This is a genomic window from Telluria sp. BA11, assembly GCF_056680305.1.
In genome coordinates this window covers 2,649,019-2,660,788 of sequence record NZ_CM155275.1, presented here as the reverse complement: position 1 = coordinate 2,660,788, position 11,770 = coordinate 2,649,019, and the positions used below count along the sequence as shown (strand labels likewise).

Annotated in this window: 6 protein-coding genes and 1 tRNA gene; 4 read left to right on the top strand and 3 right to left on the bottom strand. The window is 59.3% G+C overall.

Going from position 1 to position 11,770, the window contains the following annotated elements; translation table 11 throughout:
• Positions 1-475: 475 nt before the first annotated feature.
• Positions 476-551: transfer RNA gene (locus AC1MGT_RS11680), tRNA-Arg, on the bottom strand.
• Between the two features lie 177 nt (positions 552-728).
• On the opposite strand from AC1MGT_RS11680, the gene AC1MGT_RS11675 reads away from it, so the two are divergent.
• Positions 729-1,604, top strand: a complete 876-nt coding sequence (locus tag AC1MGT_RS11675; RefSeq protein WP_499500294.1) for a c-type cytochrome — start codon at positions 729-731, stop codon at positions 1,602-1,604.
• Between the two features lie 920 nt (positions 1,605-2,524).
• Complete coding sequence (locus AC1MGT_RS11670) at positions 2,525-4,204, top strand: hypothetical protein (RefSeq protein ID WP_499500293.1); 1,680 nt, start codon at positions 2,525-2,527, stop codon at positions 4,202-4,204.
• Positions 4,205-4,303: 99 nt separating this feature from the next.
• On the opposite strand, the gene AC1MGT_RS11665 is transcribed toward AC1MGT_RS11670, so the two are convergent.
• Both AC1MGT_RS11665 and AC1MGT_RS11660 read right to left on the bottom strand, forming a co-directional pair.
• Entirely contained in the window at positions 4,304-6,367 is a 2,064-nt protein-coding gene (locus AC1MGT_RS11665) for a M13 family metallopeptidase (RefSeq protein WP_499500292.1), read from the bottom strand.
• A 77-nt stretch (positions 6,368-6,444) separates the two neighbouring features.
• Positions 6,445-8,529, bottom strand: a complete 2,085-nt coding sequence (locus AC1MGT_RS11660; RefSeq protein WP_499500291.1) for a M13 family metallopeptidase — start codon at positions 8,527-8,529, stop codon at positions 6,445-6,447.
• A gap of 527 nt (positions 8,530-9,056) precedes the next feature.
• Between AC1MGT_RS11660 and AC1MGT_RS11655 the strand changes: the two genes are divergently transcribed.
• Together AC1MGT_RS11655 and AC1MGT_RS11650 are read left to right on the top strand one after the other, a co-directional pair.
• Complete coding sequence (locus tag AC1MGT_RS11655) at positions 9,057-10,481, top strand: S41 family peptidase (protein WP_499500290.1); 1,425 nt, start codon at positions 9,057-9,059, stop codon at positions 10,479-10,481.
• Positions 10,482-10,641: 160 nt separating this feature from the next.
• Complete coding sequence (locus tag AC1MGT_RS11650; protein ID WP_499500289.1) at positions 10,642-11,763, top strand: beta-ketoacyl-ACP synthase III; 1,122 nt, start codon at positions 10,642-10,644, stop codon at positions 11,761-11,763.
• Positions 11,764-11,770: the final 7 nt, after the last annotated feature.

Below are 11,770 nucleotides of genomic sequence, written 5' to 3'. Positions count from 1 at the left end.
GTGAAGGAGAACGAGACATCATGGCTTCCCATACCGCTAAAAGGTGGGAAGAAGAAGTCATGAATATTTTAATAGAAGGAATTTCCTACAGTCTGGCTTAGCCACACCCTATCAAACGCTTGCTCGCCCAAGCCAAGGGCGGCTTGCTGAACCCAGGGTACGCATGTCCAATTTTCGAACTTCAGGGCTCAAGAGCAAATAGCGGAAGCGCAGAGAAGCAAGACACAGTGGTCAGCACGGGCATCGCGCTTCTGATGTGGCACGTCTGTCCGCCTGTCTTTGCACAACCGTATCCAGTACAGTTGTGAAGGGCCGCATGGACAAATTGCATACGGGCGTCGCGTTCTGGAGCTGAAAAGCTGAATGCGAAGCGGGTGTGGACCAGGTGGGACGCAGTGACTCGGTGTGATGACAGGCCACGTGGCTGTGAGCTGTCCATCAACGGCCCGGCAAGGTATCGATGTTCTTGTTGAAATGGTGCGGCTGGCTGGAATCGAACCAGCGACCCTTGGCTTCGGAGGCCAATACTCTATCCACTGAGCTACAGCCGCACTGACAAGCGTAGCGAAGGATACATTCTTTCGTCGAGTACGTCCATGGGCAGCACCAGAAAAACCCTGGCATCAATACAGGTTTACACTATAATAAGATGCTCGACGGCACTTGCAAAAAAGCCACTAGATCGCAGCGCCTCAGTGGCCGGTTTTTTTAATTGAATTAAGGAAATCATGAGCGACGCACAGCACGACCACGAATCCCTCATTCGCACGCCAAAACAGCTGGTCATCGCCGTCGCGGGATTTTTCTTAGTCATCGTCCTTGGCATCATTCTGTTAGTTACCTTCGTGACGAGCTCCTCAACCAGGGGCGCGGGCACTGACAGCCAGAGCGTCGAGGCGATTGCCGCACGCATCCGCCCTGTCTCCGACGCAAACTTTACGCTGCGTGACGCCAACGCACCACGCATCCTGCTGGCAGGTAGCGCGGTCTATGCCGCCACATGCGCAGCTTGCCATGACAAGGGACTGGCGGGCGCGCCAAAGACTGGCGACAACAATGCTTGGGCCGCACGCTTGGCTCAAGGCTATGACACTGTGTTTAAACATGCTGTCGAAGGCATCCGCGCGATGCCAGCCAAGGGCGGTAACCCCGATCTCGACGATCTGGAAGTGGCGCGCGCCGTCGTGTTCATGACAAATCAGAGTGGCGCAAGCTTCAAGGAGCCGGTCGAACCCGCGCGCGCCGTTGCACCGGCGAGCGTGGCCGATCCGAAAAGTGGCTCCGCGCCGGCGCCAGTGAATTCGGCTCTCGTCACAATGAGTGCGCCGGTAGCAGGACCTGTCATGGTGAGCGCGGATAGCGGCAAGAAAGCCTACGACACGGCATGTATCGCCTGCCACGGTGCTGGCATCGTGGGTGCGCCCAAATTCGGTGACAAGTCCGCATGGAGCGCGCGGGTCGATCAAGGGGTTGCTGTCATGTACGAGCACGCGATCAAGGGTTTTCAAGGAAAAGCAGGCGTCATGCCGCCTAAAGGCGGTAGCACTCTCCCGGACGCCGAGGTCAAGGCGGCAGTGGACTATATGGTTGCTGCTTTGAAGTAAGTGTTCATCACATATTCACATCGCATCAGAATCTATCAATTGTTTCTCAGCGGACCAATAAAGACGTTCTAGTGAATATGTTCATTATTGTTCAAATACATCTTATGTTGTATGCGTGCAACCTAGAGACGAAGACTGAAATAATTTCGCTCTGACTAGAGTAACAACTTTCTTGCCACTGCCTCAAGATTGCCCAAATTTATCAGCTGGGCCGGTATTTCTCCACACCTCTGCACCAACGAACAGATCGGATAACTTCCGTGCTGATCGATCGCATTGATTTCATCCGCATTTGCTGCTTGGTCAGATAACTAAAAAGCGTCTGATTAACAGCTCAACCGTGTCACGCAGCCGTCTGATTTTTTAATGAAAAAGCGACGGCGCAAACAATTACAAATGAGTTCCCTTACGCCCAGCCATCGGTGCTCCGGCCGCGGCAGCAATGGGTAAAACTACGTCATTTTCATAGGCTACGCCAGGCAGCGTGCCCGGTCTCCGCCATCTCTGCGGAGGGTATTGCCACCGTCAACGCAGGATGAACAACGATGCATCAGGCGTCTGGCCAGATTTGCCACTGCCTGAAATTCATACAATTTCCCAATGTACCGAATTCAATATATTTCCTATCTTCATAGTGTATTAGACAGGTAATAAAAATCGTTGGCTCAATCAACGCACGAGACACAAGCAATTCAATTCAACAATCACATTGAGCGCGAAAACCGTTTTCATCTCGGCATATGACTTGCCAAAAATATAGGACTTATTAGTTGCCGATTTACCCTTTCCATTGTTAATTATTAAATATTACCAGAATACAAAGTCACAATTCGTTACAAACTGTCCGTCAGAAACATCGTATTCTTAAAAACTTTCCCACCGGATAAATTCCCAAATGGAATTTTTATAGGATAATTCCCATGCAATCTCTCGGCACCGTGAAGTTCAATTCTTCTACTTTCCGTTACACTGCGCTGCTGATGTCGCTGGCAGTTACTGGTAGCGTTTCAGCCGCCACCTTGTCAGTTGGTCCAGGAAAAACTTACGCAGCACCATGTGCCGCTTTCGCCAAGGCGCAAACTGGCGATATCGTCGAGATTGCAGGCAACAAGACGTATAGCGGCGATGTGTGCGCAATCAACGCGAACGATCTGACTATCCGTGGCGTCAATGGCCGTCCAAAAATTGATGCTGCTGGAAAAAATGCGCAAGGCAAGGGGATCTGGGTTGTCAAAGGCAACAATATCAAGATCGAAAACGTGGAAATGTACGGGGCAAAAGTTCCTGACCAGAATGGCGCTGCACTTCGTCTGGAGGGTACCCACTTCACGCTGCGTTCTTCATACTTGCACGACAATGAAAACGGTATCCTCAGCAACGCGAATACGAACAGCAACATCGTGGTTGAATACAGCGAGTTCGCCTTCAATGGCATTGGTGATGGCCGGACCCATAATCTGTATGTGGGTAACGTTGCCAGCCTAAATTTCCGTTACAACTATTCACACGATGCCAAGGTTGGCCACAATCTGAAATCGCGTGCCAAACTCAACACGATCAGCTACAACCGTTTTTCAAGCACAACGGGCAATCCAAGCTACGAGATCGATTTGCCAAACGGCGGCACGGCGTATGTGATTGGCAACGTGATTCACCAGCCGTCCAATTACAGCAATCCAGGCATGCTGGCCTATGCACTTGAAGGTGCCACCAATCCGGGCCAGGACCTGTATGTTGTCAACAATACTTTTCTGAACGATAACAGCTCGCGCGGCACGTTCGTGCTTGTTAGCAACAAGGTCACCACGCCAATACTGCTGCAAAATAATATTTTTGGCGGTACCGGCACGGTTACGAGTCAAGAAAACGCGATCAAAAAAAGTAACTTCCAGTCCGTGGCGCCTGGATTCATCAACCGTCTCCTGTTTGATCTGCACCCGCTCGCCAATGTTCTTTTGATTAACGCAGGTACTGCCCCCGGTAAGTCGGCCAGCGGCGTCGATTTGACGCCAATTGCCCAATACAGGCATACGGCATCGAGCGAAGGCCGTCCGCAATCCGGTGCACTCGATATCGGTGCGTATGAAGCTGGTATCCCCACGACGGTCCCGACGCCAACGCCTGAACCGACCCCGGAACCAACACCGACCCCTGCACCATCGGGCTGGACGTTCTGTGCGAATGAAGGGGGTACCTGCACTTTCAGCGGCACGCGCGAAGTACGTTACGGCTTGCCGGGTTATTACAATACAAAAGTCTTTACTGGCTCGGTCCTCTGCAACAACGCGGTATTTGGCGATCCGAAGAAGGCCACCAACAAAACGTGCAGCTTTGCTAGCACCGCATCGACGGCACCTGCGCCTGCACCTGCGCCTGCGCCTGCGCCTGCCCCGACGCCGACGCCGGCAGTCACCTGGACTAATTGCTCGACCGAGGGTGGTACCTGTTCGTTCACTGGGACCCGTGAAGTACGTTATGGTGCACCGGGCTACTACAACTTCAAGACCTTGACGTCACGCACTGCCTGCACCAATGCCGTATTCGGCGATCCAAAAAAGAGTACAGCCAAAACCTGCAGCTACTCGAGCCTGGCGCGGTAAACCTGCTTGGCAGCACAATAGAAAAAGGGCCGCGCAAGCGGCCCTTCCTGCATTCATTATCAGATACAACGCCGCCGGGACATTCCCAGCAGCACAGGCTTACCAGATGATCACGCGATCCTTTGGCGCCAGGTACATCTTGTCGCCAGCCTTGACCTTGAACGCCTCGTAGAAACCAGGCTGGTTCTTCAGCGTGCCATTGGCGCGGTATTGCGCCGGCGAGTGCGGGTCGGTCTTGATCTGCGCGATCTGCGCCGGTTCGCGCATCTTCGTGCGCCACACCTGGCCCCAGCCCATGTAGAAGCGCTGGTCGCCGGTGAGACCGTCGATCACGGGCGCTGGCTTGCCCTTGAGCGAGATCTTGTAGGCCTTGTAGGCAATTGCCAGACCTGAGTTGTCGCCGATGTTTTCGCCGAGCGTCAGTTCGCCATTCACGTTATAGCCTTCGAGCGGGCTGAACGCGGCGTACTGGGCGATCAGGGCCTTGGTCTTTTCGCCGAAACGCTTGCCGTCTTCTTCGGTCCACCAGTTGCGCATATTGCCGTCGCCATCGTACTGCGAACCCTGGTCGTCGAAGCCGTGGCTGATTTCGTGGCCGATCACGGCGCCGATGCCACCGTAATTGACCGCGTCGTCGGCCTTCGCATCGAAGAACGGCGGCTGCAGGATCGCGGCCGGGAACACGATTTCGTTCAGTTCCGGGTTGTAGTACGCGTTGACGGTTTGCGGCGTCATGCCCCACTCGTCGCGGTCGATTGGCTTACCCAGTTTGTTCAGTTCGCGGTTGTATTCGACGTCGCGCGAACGCATCACGTTGCCCACCAGGTCATCGCGCTTGACGGTCAGCGCTGTGTATTCCTTCCACTTGTTCGGATAGCCGATCTTCGGCGTGAACTTGGCCAGCTTGGTTTGCGCTTCCTTCTTGGTCGCCGGACTCATCCAGTCGAGCGTGTCGATCGAATCCTTGTAGGCCGCCAGCAGGTTGTTGACCAGCACTTCCATACGCGCCTTGCGCTCGGCCGGGAAATGGTCTTTCACGTACAGCTTGCCCACGGCATCGCCCAGGCTGCCTTCGAGTGTCGAGACGCCGCGCTTCCAGCGTGGTTCCAGTTGTGGAATGCCGGCCAGCGTGGTGCCGTTGAACGAGAAGCGCTGGTCGACGAAGGCTTTCGACAGGTAGTTCGCGTAGCTGTTCACGGTCTGGAATTGCAGATATGCTTTCCAGGTCGCCAGCGGCACGCTGTTCAGGACGTCGGTAAACCCTTTCAGGTAGGTTGGCTGGCTGACGATCAGATACGTTGCCTTGCCCTGCAGGCCCGAGGCCTTCAGCCAAGTGTTCCAGTCGTAGCCCGGCGCCATCGCGGCCAGCTTGCTGAACTCGACCTTGTTGTAGGTCTTGATCGGATCACGGTTCTCGACCTTGGTCCACTGGACCTTGGCCAGTCGGGTTTCCAGGTCGAGGATGGCTTTCGCGTCAGCGGCGGCGGTCTTGCTGCCGGCCAGCGCCAGCATCTTCTCGATGTGCACCTGGTACTTGGCGCGCACGTCCGCCAGCTTGGCGTCGTCCTGCTTCAGGTAATAGTCGCGGTCGGGCATGCCCAGGCCTGACTGGTACAGGTCGGCGACGTACTTGGTCGAATCCTTGGCATCCTGGTGGATGAAGAACGTGAACGGCACGGTCACGCCGGCGCGATTCAGGTTGGCGAACAGCGCAGGCAGTTCGGCCTTGCTCTTGATTGCGGCGATCTTGTTCATCTCGCCCTTGAGCGGCGTGGCGCCCAGCTGCTCGAGGCGTGCTTCGTCCATGTAGCTGGCGTAGAAGTCGCCGATCTTGCGCGCTTCGCTGCCGGCGGCGGCGTTCTTGTCAGCGGCGGTGCGCTCGATGATCGCGCGCAGTTGCGGCAGCGTGTCATCGCGCAGCTGGTGGAACGCGCCCCAGGTGGATTTGTCGGCCGGGATCTCGACGCTCTTGAGCCACTTGCCGTTGAGGTGTTCGAAGAAGTCGTCCTGCGCGCGCACGGACGGTTCGATGTATTGCGTTGCAATGCCGGACGATGCACCGGCCGGCGCCGTGGCGGCGGTGGTGGCCTGGGCCAGCGCCATTGGCGCGATGAACGACGTGGTCAACACCAGCGCTGCTGCGCTGATCAGTTTTCGTTGCATGGTTATCTCTCTCTTTTTGTGTATGAGTGCAATGCAAAAGGCCGGCGCTCGTGACGCCGGCCCCTTGTCATGGAACCTTACCAGATGATGACGCGGTCTTCAGGGGCCAGGTACATCTTGTCGCCCGGTTTCACGTTGAACGCCTCGTAGAACTCGGGCATGTTCGACACGGTGCCGTTGGCGCGGAACTGGCCCGGCGAGTGCGGATCGGTCTTCACCTGATTGATCTGCTGGGCTTCACGCATCTTCGAGCGCCACACCTGGCCAAAGCCCATGAAGAAGCGCTGGTCACCCGTCAGACCATCGATCACCGGCGCCGGCTTGCCGGCCAGCGACAATTTATAGGCCTTGTAGCCGATCGACAGGCCGGCGTTGTCGCCGATGTTCTCGCCCAGCGTCAGTTCGCCGTTCACGTTGTAGCCTGGCAGCGGCGCGTAGCCGTTGAACTGCTTGACCAGCTTGTCGGTACGGGCCTTGAAGGCGGCGCGGTCTTCGGCCGTCCACCAGTCGCGCAGATTGCCGTCGCCATCGGACTGGCTGCCCTTGTCGTCGAAACCGTGGCCGATTTCGTGGCCGATCACGGCGCCGATGGCGCCGTAGTTGACCGCGTCGTCGGCGCGCATGTCGAAGAATGGCGGCTGCAGGATCGCGGCCGGGAACACGATCTCGTTCATCGTGCTGCGGTAGTAGGCGTTGACCGTCTGCGGCGTCATGCCCCACTCGGTATGGTCGATCGGCTTGCCGAGCTTGTCGATGTTGTAGTTGTAGGCGAAGGTCGACGCACGCATCGCATTGCCCACCAGGTCATCGCGCTTGATCGTCAGGCGCGAGTAATCGCGCCACTTGTCCGGGTAGCCGATCTTCGGCGTGAACTTGGCCAGCTTGGCGCGTGCTTCCTTCTTGGTCGCCGGGCTCATCCACTCCAGGTTATCGATCGACTGGCCGTAGGCGATGATCAGGTTCTTCACGAGTTGTTCCATACGTTCTTTGCGCTCGGCCGGGAAATGCTCGGCCACGTACAGCTTGCCCAGCGCTTCGCCCAGCGTGCCTTCGACGGTCGACACGCCGCGCTTCCAGCTCGGACGCTGCTCGGCCACGCCGGTCAGCGCGGTGCCGTAAAACGCGAAGTTCTCATCGACGAACGCCTTCGACAGGTACGGCGCGTATTCGCGCAGCAGCTGCCATTCGAAATACGACTTGAGCGTGGCCAGGTCGGTCTTGGCCAGCAGTGCATCGAAGCCCGTGAAGTAGCTTGGCTGGTTGACGATGATGGTGTCGATCTTGTTGCCCACACCGGCGGCGGCCAGTGCGCCCTTCCAGTCGTAGCCCGGCGCCAGCTTGGCGAGCTCGGCCACCGTCATCTTGTTGTAGCGCTTGACCGGGTCGCGGTTCTCGACCTTGGTCCACTGGACCTTGGCCAGATCGGTCTCGAAGTCGACGATCGCCTTGGCCTGCGCGGCGGCGTTCTTTTCGCCGGCCAGCGCCAGCATCTTCTCGACGTGCACCTGATACTTGGCGCGGATCTCGGCCAGCTTGGCGTCGTCTGCCTTCAGGTAGTAGTCACGGTCGGGCATGCCCAGGCCGCTTTGGCTGATGTAGGTTGCGTGGCGGGTCGACTCGCGCATGTCCTGGCCGACGTAGATGCCGTACGGGCTGGCCACGCCGATCTTGCCCAGGTGAGCGGCCAACGCCGGAATGCCCTTCTTGTCCTTGAGTGCGCGAATGCGCGACAGCTCGCCCGTCAGCGGCTTGTAGCCGAGCGCTTCGCGACGTGCGTCGTCCATGAAGCTGGCGTACAGGTCGCCGATCTTCTTCGCTTCGGTGCCTGCCTTGGCGCCGGTGTCCTTCTGCGCCGCCTCGATGATCGCCAGCAGTTGCGGCGTGGTGTCTTCGCGCAGCTTCATGAAGGTGCCCCAGCTCGAGCGGTCACCCGGGATCTCGGTCTCTTTCAGCCACTTGCCGTTCAGGTGCGTGAAGAAATCGTCCTGTGGACGCACGCTGTTGTCGATGTACTGGGTGTCGATGCCGGAGATAACGCCGGCCGGTGCGGTGGCAGTGGCCGGCGCTGCAGCGGCCGCAGGCGCGGCGTCGGCGGCCATGGCCGGTGCGGCGAAGGCTGCCGCCAGGGACAGGGTCAGGGTACTCAGGAGAAGTCGCTTCACGGGTAAGTCCTTGGTTGCTAAGTGTTCGCAGGGATAAACAACGTCTGACCGGTCGCGCCTGCTGCGTGCCGGCAAAAGAACATTCTAGCGGGTGGACTTGCAACGGCGCTGGCCGTGATGATTTTTTTACTTTTCGATACACGCAGGCGGGTAAATCTCGCGTATGCATGTGTTGGAAGGTGACAACAAGGTGACACGCCCAAAAAAAATCCCGCGGCAGTAAAGCCGCGGGACAAGACCACTTCAAGAGTGGAGAGAGAGAGAAAAACTAGTCACGACTATAGGTGCGCACTGTTATACCGGGCGCCACTCTTACATTTGCTTACCCTCGCTAACGGCGTGTAACAAATCGCTATTCGAGCCAATTCGGTCGATATTGTTTTTCCCACCAAATCGCAGGGCATTGCCAGGACCATGGGGGCCACCAACAACAGCGCGCGAACCGGTTTATACTCCGCTTGCGCAACCTCAGGCCGATCACAGCGCCTCGGGTTCCACGACCGGCGCGCGCTGCCACAATGGATCACATGGGTTCCACCTTCAAGAATGGCTGCCTGATCGGCCTGGGCATCGTTGCCGGCGTTGGCCTGACGATGCAGTTTTCCGCCCTTTCCTTCAAACCGTCGCTCGAATCGAGCATGCCGGTGGCCGAGTTGCGCGAACTGGCCGACGTCGTCGGCGTCATCAAGACCAGCTACGTCGAGCCCGTCGAAGACAGGGCCCTGCTGTCGCAGGCGATCACCGGCATGGTAGCGTCGCTCGATCCGCACTCGGCCTACCTCGACGCGCGCGCGTTTCGCGAACTGCGCGAAGGCACCGAAGGCCGCTTCGTCGGCCTGGGCATCGAGATCAGCGTCAGCGAAGACGGCTACATCGAAATCATCAGCCCGATGGAAGATTCGCCCGCCTACCATGCCGGCATCAAGGAGGGCGACCTGATCACCCGCATCGACGGCCACCCGGTCCAGGGCACGCCGATCGACGACGCCATCAAGCGCATGCGCGGCGAACCGGGCACGCGCGTGACCCTGACGGTCGTGCGCAAGTCGGCGCCAGCGCCGCTCACCATCACCGTCGAGCGGCGCGAGATTGTCCAGAAAAGCGTCAAGGCCAGAATGGTCGAACCGGGTTACGCCTGGCTGCGCGTGGCGCAGTTCCAGGAGCCGACCGTGGACGACATGGCCGCCAAGCTGCAGGCGCTGTACCGCGAAGACCCCGACCTGAAAGGCCTGGTGCTCGACCTGCGCAACGATCCCGGCGGCCTGCTGCAGGGCGCAATCGGCGTGGCCGCTGCGTTCTTGCCGAACAACGCCGAAATCGTCTCGACCAACGGCCAGCTGGCCGACTCGCGCCAGCGCTTCTATGGCCGGCCCGAGTTCTACATGCTGCGCAGCGGCGCCGATCCGCTGGCAAGCCTGCCACCGGCATTCAAGAAGCTGCCGATGGTCGTGCTGGTCAATACCGGTTCCGCGTCGGCCTCCGAGATCGTCGCTGGCGCACTGCAGGACTACAAGCGCGCCGCCATCCTCGGCAGCCAGACCTTCGGCAAGGGCTCGGTGCAGACGATCCGCCCGATCGGCGGCAACGCCGCCGTCAAGCTGACCACGGCGCGCTACTACACGCCGGCCGGGCGCTCGATCCAGGCGCGCGGCATCCTGCCCGATGTCCCGGTCGATGAATATCCCGACGGCGATGGCCTGAACGCCCTGCGCATGCGCGAAGCCGACCTGCAGCACCACCTGACCAATGGCGGCGGGGCCGAAGTCGCCACGCGCGAGGACGACATCGAAGAGCAGATGCGGCTCCTGAACGCAGCGCGCCAGCGCAAGCCGCTCGATTACGGCAGCGCCGACGACTTCCAGCTGGCCCAGGCACTGCGCCACCTGAAGGGCCAGCCGGTGGTGCTGTCTGGCCGCGCCAATGGCACGACGCTGGCGCGCCAGGGGCGCTGAAGGTATGGCGCTGCAGCCTGGCTCCCGCCCGGCTTTCTACCCGGCTTTCTGCCCGGCTTTCTACCCGGCTTTCTACCCGATTCCCACGCTCGCGCCGAGCGTGTAGAATCGGCGCATCTTGCGGCCAAGCGGCCTTATTTTCCTTGAAAGTTTCCTGAACATGATACCTGTCGTCATCAGCGGCACCGGCCTGTTTACGCCGCCGCATTCCATCTCGAACGACGAGCTGGTGACCGCCTTCAACGCCTACGTCGACCTGCACAACGCCGAACACGCGACTGCCATCGCCGCCGGCGAGGTGACGGCGCTCGAGCAGTCGAGCAGCGGCTTCATCGAAAAAGCGTCCGGCATCCAGTCGCGCTACGTGATGGAAAAGAGCGGCATCCTCGACCCGGCCCACATGACGGCGCGTATCGCCGACCGCCCGGACGACCAGATTTCGCTGCAGGCCGAAATGTGCGTAGCTGCTGCGCGCGAGGCGCTGGAGCGCGCCGGCAAACAGGCGCACGACATCGACATGGTGCTGGTCGCCTGCAGCAATATGCAGCGCGCCTACCCGGCGATGGCCGTTGAAGTGCAGGAAGCGCTCGGCATCGACGGCTTTGGCTTCGACATGAACGTGGCCTGTTCGTCGGCCACGTTCGGCATCGCCACCGCGGTGGATGCAGTGCGCGGCGGGCGCGCCCGCGCAGTACTGGTGCTGAACCCTGAAATCACCAGCGGCCACCTGAATTTCCGTGACCGCGACAGCCACTTCATCTTTGGCGACGCCTGCACCGCGATCATCATCGAGGCGCAAGCCACGGCCACCGGCGCGCACCAGTGGGAAATCCTGGACAGCCGCCTCAAGACCAGCTTCTCGAACAATATCCGCAACAACTTCGGCTTCATGAACCGCTTCGACGAAGCCGGCGTCGGCCTGCCGGATAAACTGTTCCGCCAGCAGGGCCGCAAGGTGTTCAAGGAAGTCTGCCCGATGGCAGCCGAGACGATCAAGGACACCTTGACTGCCGCTGGCCTGGGCACCGACGACGTCGCGCGCTACTGGCTGCACCAGGCGAACCTGAACATGAACCTGCTGATCGTGCGCATGCTGCTGGGCCGCGACGCCGAACCCGGCGAGGCGCCAGTGATCCTGGACAGCTACGCCAACACGTCGTCGGCTGGCTCGATCATCGCGTTCCACAAATACCAGGACGATCTGGCGGCCGGCACCAATGGCGTGATCTGCTCGTTCGGCGCCGGCTACTCGATCGGCTGCGTGGTGGTGCGCAAGCTGTAAGCGCCAG